Source organism: Aeromonas sp. 84A, from assembly GCF_051919345.1.
Taxonomy (GTDB): domain Bacteria; phylum Pseudomonadota; class Gammaproteobacteria; order Enterobacterales; family Aeromonadaceae; genus Aeromonas; species Aeromonas veronii.
Map to the genome: position 1 here is coordinate 3,069,581 of NZ_JBQBEW010000001.1, position 20,302 is coordinate 3,089,882.

The 20,302-nt window shown below is 60.0% G+C and carries 13 protein-coding genes and 1 pseudogene; 6 read left to right on the forward strand and 8 right to left on the reverse strand.

The window, feature by feature from the left end; genetic code table 11:
• Positions 1-344: 344 nt before the first annotated feature.
• The 4 genes from ACTG20_RS13960 to ACTG20_RS13975 all read right to left on the reverse strand — a co-directional run bounded on the left by ACTG20_RS13960 (position 345) and on the right by ACTG20_RS13975 (position 5,129).
• Positions 345-617, reverse strand: coding sequence for a hypothetical protein (locus ACTG20_RS13960; RefSeq protein ID WP_101531265.1), 273 nt, complete (start codon positions 615-617; stop codon positions 345-347).
• A gap of 380 nt (positions 618-997) precedes the next feature.
• Complete coding sequence (gene guaA / locus ACTG20_RS13965) at positions 998-2,587, reverse strand: glutamine-hydrolyzing GMP synthase (protein ID WP_033115210.1); 1,590 nt, start codon at positions 2,585-2,587, stop codon at positions 998-1,000.
• An 84-nt stretch (positions 2,588-2,671) separates the two neighbouring features.
• The gene (gene guaB / locus ACTG20_RS13970) at positions 2,672-4,135 is read right to left on the reverse strand and encodes an IMP dehydrogenase (protein ID WP_005360033.1); all 1,464 of its coding nucleotides are present in this window, start codon (positions 4,133-4,135) and stop codon (positions 2,672-2,674) included.
• A 439-nt stretch (positions 4,136-4,574) separates the two neighbouring features.
• A complete protein-coding gene (locus ACTG20_RS13975) occupies positions 4,575-5,129 on the reverse strand; it encodes a cytochrome b (protein ID WP_194496295.1) in 555 nt (184 codons plus the stop codon).
• Positions 5,130-5,418: 289 nt separating this feature from the next.
• Between ACTG20_RS13975 and xseA the strand changes: the two genes are divergently transcribed.
• Positions 5,419-6,798, forward strand: a complete 1,380-nt coding sequence (gene xseA / locus ACTG20_RS13980) for an exodeoxyribonuclease VII large subunit (protein ID WP_194496294.1) — start codon at positions 5,419-5,421, stop codon at positions 6,796-6,798.
• 116 nt (positions 6,799-6,914) lie between these two features.
• Here xseA and ACTG20_RS13985 read toward each other — a convergent pair whose 3' ends face one another.
• Complete coding sequence (locus ACTG20_RS13985) at positions 6,915-7,634, reverse strand: GntR family transcriptional regulator (protein WP_139742430.1); 720 nt, start codon at positions 7,632-7,634, stop codon at positions 6,915-6,917.
• Positions 7,635-7,880: 246 nt separating this feature from the next.
• On the opposite strand from ACTG20_RS13985, the gene mngA reads away from it, so the two are divergent.
• Together mngA and mngB are read left to right on the forward strand one after the other, a co-directional pair.
• Positions 7,881-9,827: a PTS 2-O-a-mannosyl-D-glycerate transporter subunit IIABC gene (mngA, locus tag ACTG20_RS13990; RefSeq protein WP_194496293.1), complete on the forward strand. Its 1,947-nt coding sequence runs from the start codon at positions 7,881-7,883 to the stop codon at positions 9,825-9,827.
• Positions 9,828-9,913: 86 nt separating this feature from the next.
• Complete coding sequence (gene mngB / locus ACTG20_RS13995; protein WP_194496292.1) at positions 9,914-12,568, forward strand: mannosylglycerate hydrolase; 2,655 nt, start codon at positions 9,914-9,916, stop codon at positions 12,566-12,568.
• A gap of 168 nt (positions 12,569-12,736) precedes the next feature.
• Here mngB and ACTG20_RS14000 read toward each other — a convergent pair whose 3' ends face one another.
• Positions 12,737-13,726 carry a D-alanine--D-alanine ligase gene (locus ACTG20_RS14000; protein ID WP_058057457.1) on the reverse strand — a complete coding sequence of 330 codons (990 nt, stop codon included), beginning with the start codon at positions 13,724-13,726 and terminating at the stop codon, positions 12,737-12,739.
• Between the two features lie 204 nt (positions 13,727-13,930).
• Positions 13,931-14,539: a 2OG-Fe(II) oxygenase gene (locus tag ACTG20_RS14005; RefSeq protein WP_019445550.1), complete on the reverse strand. Its 609-nt coding sequence runs from the start codon at positions 14,537-14,539 to the stop codon at positions 13,931-13,933.
• A 349-nt stretch (positions 14,540-14,888) separates the two neighbouring features.
• Here ACTG20_RS14005 and ACTG20_RS14010 point away from each other — a divergent pair, with 349 nt between their 5' ends.
• Together ACTG20_RS14010 and ACTG20_RS14015 are read left to right on the forward strand one after the other, a co-directional pair.
• Entirely contained in the window at positions 14,889-15,365 is a 477-nt protein-coding gene (locus ACTG20_RS14010; protein WP_194496291.1) for a glutathione peroxidase, read from the forward strand.
• Between the two features lie 182 nt (positions 15,366-15,547).
• Positions 15,548-16,951: a DEAD/DEAH box helicase gene (locus ACTG20_RS14015; protein ID WP_021230569.1), complete on the forward strand. Its 1,404-nt coding sequence runs from the start codon at positions 15,548-15,550 to the stop codon at positions 16,949-16,951.
• A gap of 111 nt (positions 16,952-17,062) precedes the next feature.
• On the opposite strand, the gene hutW is transcribed toward ACTG20_RS14015, so the two are convergent.
• A complete protein-coding gene (gene hutW / locus ACTG20_RS14020) occupies positions 17,063-18,424 on the reverse strand; it encodes a heme anaerobic degradation radical SAM methyltransferase ChuW/HutW (protein ID WP_194496290.1) in 1,362 nt (453 codons plus the stop codon).
• A 256-nt stretch (positions 18,425-18,680) separates the two neighbouring features.
• On the opposite strand from hutW, the pseudogene ACTG20_RS14025 reads away from it, so the two are divergent.
• Positions 18,681-20,275, forward strand: a pseudogene (locus tag ACTG20_RS14025) (methyl-accepting chemotaxis protein).
• Positions 20,276-20,302 lie beyond the last annotated feature (27 nt).

Below are 20,302 nucleotides of genomic sequence, written 5' to 3' on the forward strand. Positions count from 1 at the left end.
GAATAACGTAGATCTAAGGGTACTCCGCCTGCATCGCAGGGCATCCGCCCCTCCAATTTACTGCTTTTGAGCCACGCGAAGTCTCTGTTCTGATTCATTGGTGACTTCAAAGAGGTCATATCCAGACGGATATCCTAGCGAGCAAGACAGATAAGCAAAAGCAGATGATGATAGTTTCCTGAGTAAGATCAACAAATTAATCAATAAGTACAAATACTGGCCACATATCAGCAGTGCCGGAGCATAGATAAAGAAAAGACGCCCTAAGGCGTCTTTCTTTTATCTGGAGTCTGGAGCTAACCGGTTGAGAGCTTTCCCCCTCCCCGCCTTGCCCCCGCACCCAATCAGATCGGGGTGATGGAGGTGATATGGGCATCCCCGTCCAGTGATTTGAAGATCTGCACCACGGCTTCGCCATGGATCGGCTGGGCGAGCGGCACAGTGCTCTTGCACTTGAAGCGGTAGTTGGTGCCAGCCACCACCTGGGTGGAGACTTCAAAGGGTACGTACTGCACCCCGACAAATCCTTTCAGCGCCTGATCAAATACCGCCTGATCCTCGGCGGTCAGCTTGTGATATGCGGTCCATCCACCCACCAACACTGCTTGTTCTGACATATCAAACTCTCCGTGCTCTATGACCCCGACTCGTTTGGCCGTTCGGGCTGCGCCCCGTTGATTCAAGTGGTTTCCGGTCTCCACCGGGGTATCGTCACTGCCGGTTGGCGCGATAACGATAGGCAAGTTTACGCAGCTATCTGCAACTGGATCAGCCCTCCCCCCAGCCACGAGCCGCTGTTGACAGCGGGCTCAATTGGCATGAGAGAGCCTAGTGCGAGATGGCAAAAATGCCCCTGTCATATATGACAGGGGCAAGGTGGCAAAAAAGCTGCTCGAAAAAAGAAGATGTGTGGCGCAAACGATTGAGAAAAGAAAAGACGCCTCAAGGGCGTCTTTTTTGCATTTTTATGCTCGAAGGGCAGAAGGGCTAGCGCCGCTTATTCCCATTCGATAGTTGCGGGCGGCTTGCCGGAAACGTCGTACACCACGCGGGAGATACCGTTGATCTCGTTGATGATGCGGTTTGATACGTGACCGAGGAAGTCGTACGGCAGGTGAGCCCAGTGGGCAGTCATAAAGTCGATGGTCTCGACGGCGCGAAGCGCAATGACCCAGTCATATTTGCGACCATCGCCCATCACGCCAACGGAGCGCACCGGCAGGAACACGGCGAACGCCTGGCTGACCTGGTTGTAGAGGTCGGCTTTGCGCAGCTCTTCGATAAAGACCGCATCGGCGCGGCGCAAGATATCGCAGTACTCTTTCTTCACTTCGCCAAGGACGCGCACGCCCAGACCCGGGCCCGGGAACGGGTGACGGTAGAGCATGTCGTAGGGCAGACCCAGCTCGAGGCCAACGCGGCGCACTTCGTCTTTGAACAGTTCGCGCAGCGGCTCGACCAGACCCATCTTCATCTCTTCCGGCAAGCCGCCGACGTTGTGGTGAGACTTGATGACGTGGGCTTTGCCGGTCTTGCTGGCAGCGGATTCGATAACGTCCGGATAGATGGTGCCTTGTGCCAGCCACTTGGCGTTTTTCAGCTTTTTCGCTTCGTCGTCGAACACTTCAACGAAGACGCGGCCGATGATCTTGCGCTTGGCTTCCGGCTCGTCAACACCGGCCAGGGCAGAGAGGAAGCGATCTTCGGCTTCAACCTTGATGATGTTCAGACCAAAGTGGTCACCAAACATCTCCATCACCTGCTCGCCTTCGTTCAGACGCAGCAGACCGTTGTCCACGAAGACGCAGGTCAGGCGATCGCCGATGGCGCGGTGCACCAGCATGGCGACCACGGAGGAGTCGACACCGCCGGAGAGGCCGAGGATCACTTCATCGTCGCCCACCTGCTCGCGGATGCGGGCAACGGCGTCGTCGATGATGGTGGCCGGGGTCCAGAGGCATTCGCAGCCGCAGATGTCTTTGACGAAGTGCTCCAGCATGCGGGCACCCTGACGGGTGTGGGTCACTTCCGGGTGGAACTGCACGCCGTAGAAGCGCTTGGCTTCATTGGCCATGGCCGCGTGGGGGCAGGTCGGGGTCTGGGCGATGGTGGTGAAGTCGGCCGGAATGGTAGTGACCTTGTCACCGTGGCTCATCCAGACATCCAGCAGGGCATTGCCGTTGTCGGCGATGGCATCTTCAATATTGCGCAAGAGGGCGCTGCTCTTGCCAGCTTCGCCCAGCACTTCCACCTTGGCGTAACCGAATTCACGCTCGGTAGAGGATTGCACCTTGCCACCCAGCTGCTCGGCCATGGTCTGCATGCCGTAGCAGATACCGAACACAGGGACACCGGCGTTGAATACATACTCGGGGGCGCGCGGGCTGCCAGCCTCGGTCACGGACTCGGGGCCGCCGGAGAGGATGATGCCGCTCGGATTGAATTCGCGGATCTGCTCTTCGGTTACGTCCCAGGCCCACAGTTCGCAGTAGACGCCGATTTCGCGCACACGGCGGGCGATCAGCTGGGTGTACTGGGAACCGAAGTCGAGGATAAGAATACGGTGCTGGTGAATGTCTTTAGTCATTTTATTCCTGCATCAGGCTGATGTTGTCACAAAGGGCACGGGATAAAAAAAGGGTGGAAAAACGGGGCGCAGGGCCCCGTTTTATCAGCCCATCCGATAGTTGGGGGCTTCTTTAGTAATGGTCACATCGTGGACGTGGGACTCTTTCATCCCGGCGCCGGAGATGCGCACGAACTCAGCTTTGGTGCGCATGTCGTCGATGGTGGCGCTGCCGGTCAGGCCCATGGAGGAGCGCAGGCCGCCCATCTGCTGGTGGATGATCTCTTTGAGGCGACCCTTGTACGGCACGCGACCTTCGATGCCTTCCGGCACCAGCTTGTCGGCGGCGTTGTCGGTCTGGAAGTAGCGGTCGCTGGAGCCTTTGGACATGGCGCCCAGAGAACCCATACCACGGTAGGATTTGAAGGAGCGACCCTGATAGAGCTCGATCTCGCCCGGCGCTTCTTCAGTACCTGCGAACATGGAACCTACCATGACGCAGCTGGCGCCCGCGGCGATGGCCTTGGCGATGTCGCCGGAGAAGCGGATACCACCATCGGCAATCACTGGAATACCGGTGCCTTCCAGCGCGTCCACGGCGTCGGAGATGGCAGTGATCTGGGGCACACCCACGCCGGTCACGATACGGGTAGTACAGATGGAGCCCGGGCCGATACCGACCTTGACCGCATTGACACCGGCAGCAGCCAGCGCCTTGGCGCCCGCGGCGGTCGCCACGTTGCCACCGATGATCTGCAGATCCGGATAGGCGTCACGAGTGGCCTTGATGCGATCCAGCACGCCTTGGGAGTGGCCGTGGGAGGAGTCGATCAGCAGCACGTCAACACCGGCTTCCACCAGCGCAGCAACGCGCTCTTCGTTACCGGCACCGGCACCGACCGCAGCACCGACCCGCAGACGACCCTTGTCATCTTTACAGGCGTGCGGCTTGCGCTCGGCTTTCTGGAAATCTTTAACGGTGATCATGCCCTTTAGTTTGAAGTCGGCGTTCACCACCAGCACTTTTTCGATACGGTGCTTTTGCATCAGGGCAACCACCTCTTCGCGAGGGGCCCCTTCACGCACGGTGACCAGACGATCTTTCTGGGTCATGATCTGTTCAACGGTCTGGGAGAGGTCAATCACGAAGCGCACGTCACGGCCGGTGATGATACCGACCAGCTGATTGCCGTCAGTCACCACGGGGTAACCGGCGAAGCCATTCTTGTGGCTCAGCTCCTTGATTTGGGCGATGGTCATGTCAGGGCGCACGGTGACGGGGTCAGTGACCACGCCGCTCTCGTACTTCTTGACCTTGCGCACTTCGGCAGCCTGCTGCTCGATGGACATGTTCTTGTGGATAAAGCCGATACCGCCTTCCTGGGCCAGTGCGATAGCCAAACGGGCTTCGGTCACTGTGTCCATGGCAGCGGAGATCATCGGGATGTTCAAGCTGATGGCGGAGGTCAGCTTGGTACGCAGATCGGCAGTATTGGGAAGAACTTCGGAGTGGGCGGGAACCAACAGTACATCGTCGAAGGTTAACGCTTCTTTGGCAATCCTGAGCATGGCAATATCTCACCGTTGAGGAAGTGGGGGTGTAAAATATTGCCGACGAAGTTTACTCACGCATTGGTCACTGGTAAAGAAGTTTTTTGAATTTTTTATGGCATAGCCCTCTTTTAGGCGGCCAAAACGCCAAAAAACCAAGATTATCAGTACGAAAAGCGCCATTTCGGGGCAAAAGAGTTGGCTAACCGGTAATTTATGCAAAACCGGTAGGTGCCGACGCAGCGCAACCCCCATGCAAAGGGATGATCGACAGGGGCTCAGGGGCAAGCGGCTTCTGCCCCCCTCCCCTTGTCTTGTGTCCTTGTATTGTCTCTTGCCCTCGCGGCGACCACTCGCACCGGTATCATTCTCTTCTCAATGTCCTTTGCTCGGTCTGAATAATAAATTTAGCCCGCTGCCAATATATATTTTCTGGCACAAAAAGGGTTGCCTCTCTTTATTGTTTTCGCCCCGCCATCCGCAGCAAGGTATTATCTTTATCCAGCAGATGATGTTTCAACGCCCCGACAATGTGCACCAGCAAAAATGCCAGCATGAGATATGGCAAATATATATGGACTGTGTGAGCAATATCCCGAACGGATTCACTGAATGGAATCACATTGGCAGGATCATGGATATCTGGATTCATCGGGATAATAGACCAGCCAAATATCGCAACACCTCGGCCAGCCGCAGCAGAATAACAGAGACCGGACACCGGAATAAGCAGCGTTGAAATCAGCAAACCCCAGTGGATCGCCCTGGCTGCCAATGCCTCGTAAACGGGATATTGACGCACAGGCTCAGGCCACCCTTTAACAAGGCGGAGAATGGCACGGGGCAGGATCAAGATCAGTGCAATCACCCCCAGAGATTTATGCAGGGCATAGAGATCCCATATTTCAAATTTAACCATCAGATAACCCACAAGGGTCAGGCCAATCATCAGCAAGGCAACCGACCAGTGCAGCAAACGGGTCGTCAAACTTAAGTGGATTGAGGGATTCATAAACTACTCCAAACTGGGGGCGAGTGAACGCTGGTCAAGATGGTGGCGCCGTGAACATCCGCAGCACCTAAGAGATCAACGGCATCGAGACAAGCCGTAACTTGGCCAGATCAGGCAAGCGCGAGGGCTTTTATCGGGAGCCATACTGCCTGCACGGATAAACGGCAGCGTTTCCAATCTTGCTTTTCTGCTGCTGGTGCCTCCTGCTTAACGTCCTCCCCCTGTTTCGGGTTAAGATAGCGGCCATTGTTTTATCCCGGCCCCGCCGGAGCAGACCACAGGTACGCCTTTGAACCGATTTACCCCATCCAGTGCGGCGAGCGGCCGCGAGCAGCAGGTCTTTACCGTCACCCGCCTCAACAGCGCCGTGCGCATGATCCTGGAGCAGGATCTGGGGCTGGTGTGGCTGACCGGCGAGCTCTCCAATCTGGCGATGCCAAGCTCCGGCCACTGGTACTTTTCCCTCAAGGACATGTCAGCTCAGGTGCGCTGCGCCATGTTCAAGGGCAACAACCGGCGGGTGGCGTTTCGCCCGCAGGATGGCATGCAGGTACTGGTGCAGGCGCGGGTCTCCCTCTATGAGCCGCGCGGCGACTACCAGCTGATCATCGAGTCGATGCAGCCCGCAGGCGACGGCGTGCTGGCGCTGCGTTTTGAGGAGCTCAAGCGCCGCCTCGGCACCGAGGGGCTGTTTGACGAGAGCCGCAAGCGGCCGCTGCCCCGTGAACCGCGGGCGGTGGGCCTTATCACCTCCGCCACCGGCGCGGCTTTGCACGATATGCTGACGGTGCTTAAACGGCGCGCGCCGGATCTGCCGGTCTTTATCTACCCGACCCAGGTACAAGGGAGCGCCGCCATCAGCCAGATCGTCGCAGCGATCGCCAAAGCGAACCAGCGCGCCGAGGTGGATGTGCTGATCGTCGGGCGTGGCGGCGGGTCGCTTGAAGATCTCTGGTGCTTTAACGAAGAGGCGGTGGCCCGTGCCATTGCCCACTCAGCCATCCCGGTGGTGAGCGCGGTGGGCCACGAGGTGGATGTCACCATCAGCGACTTTACCGCCGACTTGCGCGCCCCAACCCCGTCGGCCGCCGCCGAACTGGTGGCGCCAGACAATCAGGCCCGCATCCAGCGCCTCGCCCACCTCAAGCAGCGACTGCTGCAGGCGATGAGTCGCCAGCAGACCGCCGCCCGCCACGATTTCATCCTGCTGCAAAAGCGGCTCGACCATCAGGATCCAAAGCGGCGGCTGGAGCAGCAGTCCCAGCGACTCGACGAGCTCTCCACCCGTTTGCAGCAGCTATTGCGCCAGCGGCTGCATCAGGGTGAGCGGCGCCTCACCAACCTTGAGCTGCGCCTGCAGGGCAAGAGCCCGGAGCGCCTCTTGGCAGTTGGCAAGCGCCGCCACCAGCTGGCCGAGGAGCGGCTTCATGCCCTGATTGCCAAGCGGCAAGACCTTGCTAGTCACCGCCTCGCCATGCTCACCGCCCGCCTCGACGGGGTGAGCCCGCTCGCCACTCTGGGGCGCGGCTACTCCATCACCCGCACTGCGCGTGGCGAAGTCATCAGCCGTGCCGATCAGGTCAACAGTGGCGATCAGCTCATCACCACCCTGGCGCAAGGGAGCTTGCAGGTACGGGTCGAGGGGATCGTCAAGGATTCTGCGCAGTAGGTCGGCTGCATCAAACCACCAGCCAATCTGCTATTCAGCCCGGCAATCAGCCAAAAACAAAGGCCACCACCGCAAACACGGTGGTGGCCTTTTTTATCTCGGGCGCTGGCGCCCGCTCACCCCTTGGTACGGCGCGCCACCAGGGTGAACTTGTAATCATCGCTCTTGAAGAAGTTGCGACTGAACTCGAACACGGTGCCATCTTGCAAAAAGCCACGGGAGACCTTCTCGATAATGGGCTTGGCAGGATCGATACCGAGCGCCTCCACCACCTGCACCGAAGGAAGCACCGGAATGATCTCCTGCTCGCTGCGGTCGATCACCAGTTGCTTCACCTCTTCGATGTAGTGGTACTTGGAACCCTGCATCACCGCATAGCTGAGATCGGGGAAGAGGGCGAGCGGCATCCAGGTCTCCTCCAGCGTCACCGCAATCTGGCGAATAAAGCGCACCCGCTTGACGTAATAGACCAGCGCCCCTTCCAGCAGATTGAGCCGCTCTGCCAACTCACTGCTCGCCTTGATCACCTCGAAAGCGAGAATGTCGCTGTGGGTCTCGGCCGCCGGATCGGTCACCTTCTCATAGAGGCTGGTGAGCTGATAGATGTCGTAGTTCACCTTCTCCTGCCGCACATAGCTGCCGCTGCCCTGAATGCTCTCGATGACGTTGAGTTCGGTCAGCTGCTTGAGGGCCTGACGCACCGTCACCCGGCTCACCCCGAACTGCTCGCGCAGCTCGGCTTCGGTGGGCAGGGCATCGCCGGGGGCCAGCTCCCCTTGCGCAATCCACTGCTGGATGGTGTCGGCTATCTGGCGATACATGGGTTTTTTCGACACGAAAGGCCACCTCGTCGGCTCTGCGCCATGATAAATGGAAGAGGCGCCATTCTACCCCAGTTGCCCGGCAGACAAAACGGCTCGCTCCATTTGACCTAACAAATCACCTTGACCAAACAATACAAAAACAATACAAATAACGAATTGTATGATACCACTCACAAAAATCAGTCGGCCGGTTTGTTAGCATCGCTGTCACTTTCACCATGACGGCTTGCTGGCAAGCCAACCTGACAGAGGATCATCATGAATCTGACCAGTCTTACCGGCCCCCATCTCATCACGCTGCAAACCCGGTTTGCCGATCGGGATGCGGCCATTCATGCCCTGGCTGATCGGCTCGATCAGGCCGGCAAGCTGCACGACAAGGCCGCCTTTCTGGCCGCCGTCATGGCCCGCGAGGCGCAGGGCCCCACCGCCCTTGGCGAAGGGCTGGCGGTGCCCCACGGCAAGTGCGATGCGGTGCGTGAAGCGGCCTTTGCCGTCGCTACCTTGAGCGAGGAGCTGGGCTGGGAGGGGATCGACGGCCCCGAGCCGGTCAACCTGATCTTCATGCTGGCGATCCCGACCGATCAGGCGGGCTCCACCCATATGCAGTTGCTCACCACCCTCACCACCGCTCTGGTGGATGACGATACCCGCGAGGCCGTGCTGGCAGCTCAAAGTGCCGAGCAACTGATGGCACTGCTCGATGGTGAGGGGGATAGTGGCAAGCAACCAGCAAAAGAAGACAACTTAGATATAAATAAACCCACTGTGGTCTGTGTCACCGCCTGTCCGGCGGGGATCGCCCACACCTATATGGCTGCCGAGTATCTGGAAAAAGCGGGGCGCAAGCTGGGCATTCGGGTACTGGTCGAGAAGCAGGGTGCCAACGGCATCGAGGATCGCCTGCCGCAAGAGGCGCTCGATGCTGCGGTAGCCTGCATCTTCGCCGCCGAGGTGGCCATCAAGGAGCAGGAGCGTTTCGCCGGTATCCCCCGGATCGAGACACCGGTGGCCGAGCCCATCCGCCATGCCGAGCGGATCCTCAATGATGCGCTGGAAGCGGCCAAGGCCGGTCGCACCGCCCCGACCCCCAACCCCAACCAGAGCGACGCGCCAACCGGCAAGAAGGTGAGCTTCAAGACCGAGCTCAAGCAGGCGCTGCTGAGCGGTATCTCCTTTGCCGTGCCGCTCATCGTGGCGGGCGGTACCGTGCTCGCCGTCTCTGTGCTGCTGGCCCAGATCTTCGGCCTGCAACATCTGTTTGACACCGAGAACTCCTGGCTCTGGATGTACCGCAAACTCGGCGGCGGCATGCTGGGCACCCTGATGGTGCCGGTGCTGGCGGCCTATACCGCCTACTCGCTGGCAGACAAACCGGCGCTGGGCCCGGGCTTTGCGGCGGGACTGGCCGCCAACATGATTGGCTCCGGTTTTCTCGGCGGTGTGGTCGGTGGTCTTATCGCCGGTTACCTGATGCGCTGGGTCAAGCAGCATGTGCGTCTGAGCCCCAACTTCAACGGCTTTCTCACCTTTTACCTCTATCCGGTGATCGGCACCCTGGTGGCGGGCAGCCTGATGCTGTTTGTCATCGGCCAGCCGGTAGCCTGGCTCAACAACAGCCTCACCGAGTGGCTCAACGGCCTCTCCGGCACCAATGCGCTGGTACTGGGCGCCCTGCTCGGCTTTATGTGCTCGTTTGACTTGGGTGGCCCGGTCAACAAGGCGGCCTACGCCTTCTGCCTCGGCGCCATGGCCAACGGGGTCTACGGCCCCTACGCCATCTTCAGCGCGGTTAAGATGGTCTCGGCCTTTACCGTCACCTTCTCCACCATGCTGGCGCCGCGCCTGTTCCAGACCTTCGAGATCGAGACCGGCAAATCGACCTGGCTGCTGGGGCTGGCGGGGATCACCGAGGGCGCCATTCCGATGGCCATCGAAGATCCAATCCGGGTGATCGGCTCCTTCCTCGCAGGCTCGGTGGTCACCGGCGCCATGGTGGGAGCCATGGGGATTGGTCTCTCCACCCCGGGGGCTGGCATCTTCTCCCTCTTCCTGCTCCACGATGGCGGCCACGGCGCCCTGATGGCTGCCGCCGTCTGGCTCGGTGCGGCGCTGATGGGCACCCTTATCTCCACTGTGGTGCTGATCGGCTGGCGCCGTCACGCCATGCAGCGCGGCACCTATCAGGTGGCTGCCGCAGAGTAAGGCTCATCTTCACCACCGATTTTTCAACAGACTATTTTTCCGCACGGCAGGCAAGGGCCGCCGTGCGTCAGCAAAGGATCATTGTCATGACAGTTTCACGAGTTCACATCACGCCGCACATGCACTGGGATCGGGAGTGGTACTTCACCACCGAGGAGTCCCGTATCCTGCTGATCAACAACATGGCGGAGATCCTGGCGCGGCTTGAATCCGACCCTGACTACAAGTTCTATGTGCTCGACGGCCAGACCGCCGTGCTGGAGGATTACTTCGCCATCCAGCCCGAGAACAAGGCCCGGGTGAAGGCGCTGGTGGAAGCGGGCAAGCTCATCATCGGCCCCTGGTACACCCAGACCGACACCATGCAGGTGAGCGGCGAGTCCATCCTGCGCAACCTGCTCTACGGGATGCGCGACTGCCTGAGCCTTGGCGAGCCGATGAAGATCGGTTACCTGCCCGACTCGTTCGGTATGTCTTCCCAACTTCCCCACATCTTCAACGGCTTCGGGATTGACCGTGCCATGTTCTGGCGCGGCTGCTCCGAGCGTCACGGCACCGACAAGACCGAGTTCCTCTGGCAGAGCAACGACGGCAGCGAGGTGACCGCCCAGGTACTGCCGCTCGGCTACGCCATCGGCAAGTACCTGCCGGAAGATGAAGCGGGCCTGCGCAAGCGGCTCGAATCCTACTTCGAGGTGCTGGAGAAGGCCTCGGTGACCCAGGATATCCTGCTGCCCAACGGCCACGACCAGATGCCGCTGCAGCAGAACATCTTCGCCATTATCGACAAGCTTCGCGAGATCTACCCCCAACGTGAATTCCACATGAGCCGCTTCGAGCAGGTCTTCGAGCGCATCGAGGCGTGCCGCGACCAACTGGCCACCCTCAAGGGGGAGTTCAACGACGGCAAATACATGCGGGTGCACCGCACCATCTCCTCCACCCGGATGGACATCAAGCTGGCCCACGCCGCCATCGAGAACAAGATCGTCAACATCCTCGAACCGCTGGCGAGCATCGCCTGGGCGCTCTGCTTCGAGTACCACCACGGGCTGCTCGAGAAGATGTGGAAGGAGATCATGAAGAACCACGCCCATGACAGCATCGGTTGCTGCTGCAGCGACAAGGTGCATCAGGAGGTGATGACCCGCTTCATTCTGGCCGACGACATGGCCGAGAACCTGATCCGCTTCTACATGCGCAAGATTGTCGACAACATGCCGGTGGCGCTCTGTGAAGACGGGGTACAGGTAGCCGACAAGCTCTGCCTGTTCAACCTGATGCCCTTCCCCCGTCAGGAGGTGATCAACACCAGCATCCGCATTCGCGCCCAATCCTTTGCCCTGCGCGATGAGGCGGGCCAACCGGTCCCCTACTTCATCCGCGCCAAGCGGGAGATTGACCCGGGTCTGGTGGACAGACAGATCGTTCACTACGGCAACTACGACCCCTTTATGGAGTACGACATCCAGCTCTGCCATCCCCTGCCCGCCATGGGCTATTGCACTCTCCATATCGAGGGCAACCAGCCGGGAGTGGAGCAACCGGTGACGGCCAGCGGCGAGCTGCTGGAGAACGATTTTTACCGCATCGCCCTCAATGACAACGGCACCCTGCAGATCCTGGACAAGCTGCGCGGCACCACCTTCGATCAGGTGCTCACGCTGGAAGAGGGCTCCGATGATGGCGACGAGTATGACTACTCGCCATCGCGGGACGAGTGGCTGCGCTACTCCACCGAGTTTGCGGTGACCCGCGAGGTCACCCATCAGGCGTGGCAGAGCATCGCCACTCTCACATTGCGTATGGCATTGCCTGCCAACCTCGCCGAGCGTGCCAGCCGCCAGTGCAGTGGTCACCTCGATGTCACCTGCCGCATCACGCTCGCGCATCAGAGTCCGCGCATCGACATCGAGCTGGAACTCGACAATCAGGCCGATGATCACCGGGTGCGAGTGCTGATCCCCACCCCCTTCCCAAGCGACACCGTTGTCTCTGACAACCAGTTTGGCTGCATCACCCGCCCTACCCGCGACAGCGCCATGGCGAACTGGGAGGCAGAAGGGTGGAAAGAGGCACCCATTCCGGTCTGGCAGCTGATGAACTTCGTCGCCCTGCAAGATGGCAAGCAGGGGCTGGCGGTGCTGAGCGACGGTCTGCGCGAGTTTGAAGTGATCGGTGAGCAGTGCGACACCCTGGCACTCACCCTGCTGCGCGGGGTCGGCGTACTCGGTAAAGAGGAGCTGCTGCTGCGCCCGGGTCGCCCCTCCGGCATCAAGCTGCCCACCCCGGACTCCCAGGTGCGTGGCAAGCTCAGCTGCCGTTTCAGCCTGCTGGCGTTTGCCGGCGATCACATCAGCGCCAACGTGATGCAGGCGGCGCGCAGCTACCTCACCCCGGTGCGCTGCTACAACAAGATCCCGTTCGATGCCATGAAGCTCAACAAGGCGAGCTTCACTACCCCGCTGCACTTCAGTCTGCTCACCATGGATCCCTCCGGTCCGGTGCTGAGCGCCCTGAAAAAGGCTGAAGATGAAGAGGCGCTGGTGATCCGGGTCTACAACCCGAGCGAGCAGGCGGTGCTGGAGGGTAGCAAGGTGAGTAGCGAACACACCCTGAGCGACTGGCAAGCGGTGCGGATGGACGAGCAGCCCCTGCCCCTTGAACTGACTGCTGGCGAGTTTGGCGAGCTGGCGCCGTGCCACTCCCGCAGCGTGCGCTTTCGGGTGGCTCGCGGCTAACGGTCGGTAACACCCACAGCTAGCAACAGGCGGGGAAGAGTCATCCCCTCCCCGCCGGTTTATCCCTCAGGCAGGCCTATCCAGCTTGATAAAGACATAAAAAAATCCCCGCCAATTGGCGGGGATTTTTATTGGGTTCTGCTTCATCCCGCGAGCGGGAGAGCGCGCTTAGCTGGCCTTGCGCAGGATCTGCTCAAGGTAGTCGGCGAAGCGGTGACCGTGATGCTCCAGCAGTTTCGGGAACATTGAGATGGAGGTCATGCCCGGGAAGGTGTTGATTTCATTCAGCAGGATCTCCCCCTCCTCGGTCAGGAAGAAGTCGATGCGCGAGAGATGGGTCAGTTTCAGCTGACGGAACGCCTTGAGGGCATACTCGTGGATCGCATCGGCCTGCGCCTGGGTCAGCCCCTCGGCACGCAGTGCCGTCTCGGTATGGCTGGCGCTGCTGTACTTCTCTTCATAGGTGTAGAACTTGTCCTGCGGCACGCAGATCTCGCCCGGATAGGTGGCTACCAGCTCGTCACCGTACTGGTAAACCGCCACTTCCAGCTCGCGCGGCTTGACCGCTTTCTCGATCAGAACCTGTTCGGAGTAACCAAAGGCATCGGCAATGCCTTTTACCAGATCCGCTTCGTTGCTGGCGGAGTAGCAGCCAACGGAAGAGCCCTGGGAGGCCGCCTTGATAAAGACCTTGCCCCACTTGGCCAGCGCAGCTTTGGCCTCGGCCAGCGCTGCCTCATTTTGCTCGGTCAGGAACAGGTACGGGGTGTTGGGAATGCCGATGGCGGAGAGCCACAGCTTGGTGCTGATCTTGTTGAAGCAGATCTTGCTCGCCTCGGCATCACAACCGAGATAAGGCAATCCGGCCAGTTCGAGGAAGGATTGCAGATCGCCGGTCTCACCCGGGTAGCCGTGGATGCAGGGCACCACGTAATCCACCGGACGGGCCACGCTGTCGAACGAAAGCAGCTTGTCGAGCCCCAGCTTGCACTCGCGGCCATCGGCACTGAGCCAGCGATCGGCGAACATCTCGACACGGGTCACTTCGACACCGGGCAGAAGGCCCAGTTGTTGCTCGAGGAAATTGGCGCTGCGCAGAGAAACTTCGTGCTCGGAGCCACCACCGCCGCACAGCAGCAAGACATGCATGTTCTTCATTAGATGTGATCCCTTGGGAAAAGCGGCCTCGTCATGACCATTTGATAAGCCAACCACCATAAAAACCGGACGAAGCCAGATACGAACATAAGTGCGCGCCAGTGTAGCAAGGGAGATCAACCCTTGTCAGCTGATGGGAGACCCATGACCCCACTTCTTGCAGTGAAAAGTCTCCCCTGTGTCAAAATCGGGACACATTGCCCCTCAGCGCGGGGGATCGACCCTTCCCATGCCGTTGCCATTGACCCGAAACCAGCCGGCAATGCTGTAGCGCTCCTGATTGGCAGGCAGCACCTCGTGGGGAAACTCCTCGGAGAGAAACATGACCAGCCGCCCCCCCTTGGGGCTCACATCCATCAGAAACTGCTCCTTGTCGTCATACATGCGCAGCACTCCACCCGCTTCGGGCAGCCAGTCGTTGTTGAGGTAAAACACGGTGGTAAGACGGCGGTTGGAGCGACCGGCAAAGGCATCCCGATGGGTGGCGTAAAAATCCCCGCTGCGATAGCGGGCGAAGTGGGCCTCGTAGTCGAACAATCCCAGCATCAGCATCCGGTTGGCGGCAAGACGCAGGGACTCCATCCGGGCGAGGTAGTCAGCCACCGGCGCACCGAGGGAGGGCTCCAGCCAGTGGATCTGGTCACGGCGAATATCGGGATTGCCCTGGTGCAGGGCGTCACGGCCGATCCCGGCCGGTTGCCATTCGCCTGGCAAACAGGCTTTGAGGGCATCCACCTCGGCGGCGGTCAAAAAATCATCCACTATCACCCATCCCCGGGTGTAAATGGCATCCATGGCAGCTTGATAGTCCAAGATTGGCTCACAATGAGTGGAAAGAGGGCGCTTTGTAGCGACTTACCGGCAAAGTCACAAACCGGTTTGCTTCTCTTGAGAAGTCCCACCATCAATACGCGATTTGTTGCCCGCCCCCCTGCTTTTTGTCGCCAGTTGTGATCCCGCCCTGCCAAAGAGCGTATTGGCTGTCGAAACTGTGATGGCCCTTGCAATCGGGACGAGGAGGCGCCGCGGCCTCCTTGCGGTACCAAGAGCCAACCGATACCGTAGCCGCATCGCCATGTTGCTGTTCATCCGGCGCTTGTCTCTGTCACCGACCGAACCACTCACGGCATAACCCGCGCATCACCCACGAAAGGATCTTCTTATGCCTCTGCCCGATCTCACTTTGCAACGACTGGATGGTACCCCCTACCCGCTGACTCAACTGGCGGGCAAGGTGGTGCTGGTGGTCAATGTGGCCAGTCGCTGCGGCTTTACTCCCCAATATGAAGGGCTGGAAACGCTCTATCGGGAGCTCAGTCCCAAGGGGCTGGTGATTTTAGGCTTCCCCTGCAACCAGTTTGGTCAGCAGGAGCCGGGGAATGCGGACGAGATCGCCCGCTTCTGCTCCCTCGACTATCCGGTCACCTTCCCCATCATGGCCAAGTGCGATGTCAACGGTGAGCATGCCCACCCCTTCTATCAGTGGCTCAAGCAACAGAAACCGGGCTTTCTTGGGCTGGAAAACGTCAAATGGAACTTCACCAAGTTCCTGATCGACCGCGATGGCAATGTGGTAGAGCGTTTCGCCCCCCAGGCCAAACCGGAGAGTCTGGCCGAGCAGATCCGCGAGATGCTCTGATGCTCCCGCACCGTTTTACGCCACTGCGTTGAACGATTGTGTGGCGGCCGGTGCGACAGCTACTGCGCAGCGGCCGCTCTTTTGCTATATTACGGCCCCACTATCTTTTCCATATCGTGGCTGGCCCCACCATGCTGGCTGCCCGTTGAGCCAAAGGCTCATCTCAGGAGTTTCTCTCGAACATGTCATTCAACGAACTGGGTCTGTCTCCGCATATTCTGCGGGCCGTCAAGGAGCTGGGTTACGAACAGCCAACCCCCATCCAGCAGCAAGCGATTCCGGCCATTCTGGCCGGTCAGGATGTGCTCGGCGGCGCTCAGACAGGCACAGGCAAAACGGCCGGTTTCACCCTGCCGATGTTGCAGCGTCTGCTGGCCAACCACGGCCGTGGCCGTCGTCAGGTGCGTGCACTGGTACTGACCCCGACCCGCGAACTGGCGGCCCAGGTGGGCGAGAGCATCATCAAGTATGCCCACCACCTGCCGTTCAAGACGCTGATCGCCTATGGCGGTGTCAGCATCAAGCCCAATCTGGACGCCATCAAGCTGGGGGTGGACATTCTGGTCGCCACCCCGGGCCGTCTGCTGGATCTGCTGACCCAGGGCGCCCTGACCCTGAGCCAGCTGGAAGTGCTGGTGCTGGATGAAGCGGATCGCATGCTCGACATGGGCTTTATCGTCGACATCCGCCGCATCATGAAGGCTCTGCCTGCAGAGCGGCAAACCCTGCTCTTCTCTGCCACCTTCTCAAACGACATCAAGGCGCTGGCGGATGATCTGCTGAACGACCCTACACTCATCGAGGTGGACCCCAGCAATACTGCCGCCGAGCAGGTGACCCAACGCATCATTCAGGTGGATCGGGAACGCCGCCGCGAGCTGCTCTCCCACATGATTGGCCGTGGCAACTGGCAACGGGTGCTGGTGTTTGTTCGCACCAAGCAGATCGCCGACCGCCTCGCCCAGCAGATGCAAAAAGATGGCCTCAATACCGTGGCGATCCACGGTGACAAGAGCCAGGGTGCCCGCAACCGGGCGCTGGCCGATTTTCGCAGTGGCGAGGTGCGGGTGCTGGTAGCGACCGATATCGCCGCCCGCGGTCTGGACATCGATCAACTGCCCTACGTGATCAACTTTGAACTGCCCCAGATGGCGGAAGATTACATCCACCGTATCGGCCGTACCGGCCGCGCCGGTCGTGGCGGTGAGGCCATCTCGCTGGTCAGCCAGGACGAGCTGGGTCAGCTCAAGGCGATCGAAGCCCTGATCGGCCAATCCCTGACCGTGGAGATCCTGGAAGGGTATGAGCCAAGCGGCAAGCCGAGTCGCCAGACTCTGCCGGGCAGCAAGCCGGTGCAGAACCCGCCTCGGGCTCGCGGTCATGCCAACGCCAAGAGCAGCAATGCCAAGGGCAAGCCAGCCGCGGGCAAGGGCAAAGCCAAGGGTGACGCCAGCAAAAATCCCGCCCAGTCTCCTCAAAACAAGTCCCGCAAGCGCGAAGTGGTAGGCGAGGATATCGGCTTTGCGCCAATGCGCCGCTTGCCCAAAGCAATGCGCGACAGCTATCAGGAGAGCAGCGACGAGTAAGCTCGCGCGACGCTAACTGCCAAGCCAAAAGAGGGAGCCTGCAAGGCTCCCTCTTTCGTTATGGATCGCTCGGAGCCATGCAAGTGCTCCGTGCAAATGCTCCGCTCGGGCTCAAACCAGCGAATGGCGTACCGCGGCAGTACCATGGCTGGGCGGCGCTGAACCATCGAGCGGATTGAGCTGCAAGAACTCGAACAAGCCAGCCTGCATATTGACGTTCCAGAAGCGTCCGGCGAGGGTGAGTTGCAACCGTGCGTTCTTGGTCTCGGCCAGCCCGTGCTGCTGCCAGGCGGCAAAAAGCGGCATCAGATGGGTCAGCAAAGGCGCTGGCAGACGATCCAGCGCCAGCACGCCACTGTCGAGGGCGCCACGCAGCAGACCGTCCATCCTTGCATTGGGATTGCGTCCCATCACCATCCCGGGCGCCCGCTTGCCACTGGCCAGCGCGTCGTGCCAGGGGGCCAGATCCCGCCCATACATCAAGCCATGGCCAAGAATGCTGCCCCCAGCACCGGCGCCAAAGGGGAGGATCTCCGCACCGCGCTTGGCCATCTGGTTATAACGACTCTGCTCGGCCGGACTGCGCCGCCAGTGACTGCAAGAGAGACGCTCCCAGCCGTGGGCTTCCAGTTGCGCTCCGCCATAGGCATACATGGCCGCCCGCTGCTGGCCATCGGCGAGCCAATCCAGGGTGCCCTTCTCCTGCGCGCGATCCAGATTGGTGCCCTGCATGGCGATGAGCTGGTAGAGATCGACCCCGTGTACACCGCTCGCCATCACATCGCGGATATCCTGCTGCCACACGGCATCATCCTGACCGGGCAGACCAAAGATGAGATCCGCCACGATCACAGCCGCATCATCGCGGGTCAGCTCACCCAGACGGGTCAGCAAGGTCTCCCTATCATCGAAACGGGCCGCTTGCTGACGCACCCGGGTATCAAAGCTCTGCACCCCGAAGGAGAAGCGGTTGAAGCCCCCCGCCAGCGCCACCTGCCATTTCTCATCATCAAAGCCGTTGAGGCGCCCCTCCAGCGTCACCTCGGCATCCACCGCCAGCGGAAAACGGCGGATCACGGCAGCCAGCATGGCCAACTCGTCGGCGCTCATGTCGGTCGGTGTACCGCCCCCCACATAGACGGCTGAAAACGGCATGCTCTGCGCCAGCGGGGTGTCAGCCGCCTGCGCAAGGGAGGCGCACAAGGCGTTGACATAGCGGTTGATCCGCGCCGGGTTGGCGCCATTTTCAAAGAAATTGCAGAAGCTGCAGCGCTTGCGGCAAAACGGAATGTGGATGTAGAGGGCGCGCTCCTCAGCTTCACTCTCTCGCTGCCACCAGCTCTGCCAGCCAGCCTCATCCAGCGGGAAAGGGCGCATCCCTCCCCGACTGGCGTGAGCCGAGGTCTTGGCGCTAAAAGCAAACTTGAGGGGATCCGGCGTGGCAATACCGGTCATGGAAGGGGTCAGATTCATGATGGTCACTATTATCAGCAAATAATGACAATGATAACGATTATCGTTACTGGCAATTTGTTCTGGATCAACCCGAGGAGCAGCCCCTCTCCCGAAAGGCATTTTGGCAACCTGCATTACCGATCTGCTTAACAGATTATTTACTCAAGAGTGGTTATCGTGTGCCGATAGAGAACCATCTCCCGCCATTTCTTCGTCTACGATCAAGATGATACGGGATCACATAACAACACCAAGCGCATGGAACTTGCCCAAAATGCATAACCTCTCCTTGAACTGGAAAATATTCCTCCCTCTTGCGCTGGTCATCAGCACCACCTTTGGCCTCTGCTTCGAACTCTCCGCCTGGCTGCAACGGGATCTCGCCATCCGGCTGGCAGAGGAGAAAGTTGAGAGCATGGCCAACACCTATATGGATCAGGTGAACGTGCTGATGATGACAGGTGGCATGGCCAACCGGCAGATAGTGCAGACCAAACTCAAGAGTGAAGCGGGCATCGTTGAGGCCCGTCTGGTGCGCGCACCAGCAGTAAGCAACCTGTTTGGCCCGGGTCACCCAGATCAGAAAGTGCAGGATCCCCTCGATGAGCGAGCCATCAATCAGGGCGAAGCCATTCTGGAGCAGCAGGGCAACCGGCTCACCCTGATCAAACCGTTCAAAGCCTACAAGGAGTATCGCGGCACCCAGTGCCTCACCTGTCATCAGGTCAATGAGGGGACCGTGATGGGGGCTGTGCGGATCAGTTATGACCTCAGCCACACCTTCGGCGAGATCCGCCACAACAACCTGATCCTGAGCGGCAGCCTGGCCACCGTCTTTAGCCTCGGCTTCGGCTTGCTCTGGTGGGTATTGCAACGCTACGTGAAACACCCCCTGCGCCAGTTGCAACTCACCATGATCCGGATGGCCAAAGAGCGCGATCTCGCCCTCCCCCTGGTCAATCACAGCCGGGATGAACTGGGCCAGATGACCCGCGCCGTCAATGATATGGTGCAGGGCTTCCGCCACAGCCTGCAGGAGGTGGAAGGGGCAACCCACCAGCTCTATCAGGAGTCAAACCAGATCCGTCAGGTGGCGACCCAGACCGAAAACTCGGCCCGCCAGCAAGAGGGGATGACCACCCAGGTCGCCGCCGCCGTCAGCGAGCTGGCCGCCAGCTCTCATGAAGTGCGCGAACATGCCCGCCACAGCGCCGAGCTCTCCGCCCTCACCAATCAGGATGCCGCCGACACCAGCCGCCTCGCCCAGCACTCCATCACTGACATGGGCGAGATGTCGGCAGAGATCGATCGGGTGGATCAGGTGATCCAGCAACTCGACAGCCGCTGCCTTGCGGTTGACGGTGTGCTAGAGGTGATCAAGGGTATTGCCGATCAGACCAACCTGCTGGCCCTTAACGCTGCGATTGAAGCGGCCCGGGCAGGTGAGCAAGGCCGTGGCTTTGCGGTGGTAGCCGATGAAGTGCGGGCCCTCTCCAACCGTAGCCGCGCCGCCAGCGAGGAGATCTCCCAGATGATCGCCGCCCTGCAAAATGAGGCCCAGAGCGCAGTTACGGTGATCGGGGATGCAAAAGCAAAGCCGATGAGAGCATCAGCAAGACCGAAGCGACCCTGGCAGCCATGCAGAACATCATCGAGCGCATCGCCCGCATCAACGACCTCAACGCCCAGATGGCGCAGTCGGCCGAAGAGCAGGACAGGGTCTGCCATGAGGTTGACAGCTCGGTAAGCGATATTCGCAACACCTCCAACGACACCCTGGGTCAGGCGCACGCCGCCAACCTCGCCAGCATTCAGCTGGTGGAGCAGTGCCAGAAACTGGAGGCGCTGCTGAAAACCTACCGTTGGTAATCCACTTCACCAACAAAAAAGCGCGAC

Excerpts from the sequence above, each read along its gene's own strand:
- ACTG20_RS13960 (WP_101531265.1), bottom strand. The coding sequence starts at position 617 with ATGTCAGAACAAGCAGTGTTGGTGGGTGGATGGACCGCATATCACAAG.
- guaA (WP_033115210.1), bottom strand. The coding sequence starts at position 2,587 with ATGACTAAAGACATTCACCAGCACCGTATTCTTATCCTCGACTTCGGT.
- guaB (WP_005360033.1), bottom strand. The coding sequence starts at position 4,135 with ATGCTCAGGATTGCCAAAGAAGCGTTAACCTTCGACGATGTACTGTTG.
- ACTG20_RS13975 (WP_194496295.1), bottom strand. The coding sequence starts at position 5,129 with ATGAATCCCTCAATCCACTTAAGTTTGACGACCCGTTTGCTGCACTGG.
- mngA (WP_194496293.1), top strand. The coding sequence starts at position 7,881 with ATGAATCTGACCAGTCTTACCGGCCCCCATCTCATCACGCTGCAAACC.
- mngB (WP_194496292.1), top strand. The coding sequence starts at position 9,914 with ATGACAGTTTCACGAGTTCACATCACGCCGCACATGCACTGGGATCGG.
- ACTG20_RS14000 (WP_058057457.1), bottom strand. The coding sequence starts at position 13,726 with ATGAAGAACATGCATGTCTTGCTGCTGTGCGGCGGTGGTGGCTCCGAG.
- ACTG20_RS14010 (WP_194496291.1), top strand. The coding sequence starts at position 14,889 with ATGCCTCTGCCCGATCTCACTTTGCAACGACTGGATGGTACCCCCTAC.
- ACTG20_RS14015 (WP_021230569.1), top strand. The coding sequence starts at position 15,548 with ATGTCATTCAACGAACTGGGTCTGTCTCCGCATATTCTGCGGGCCGTC.
- hutW (WP_194496290.1), bottom strand. The coding sequence starts at position 18,424 with ATGAATCTGACCCCTTCCATGACCGGTATTGCCACGCCGGATCCCCTC.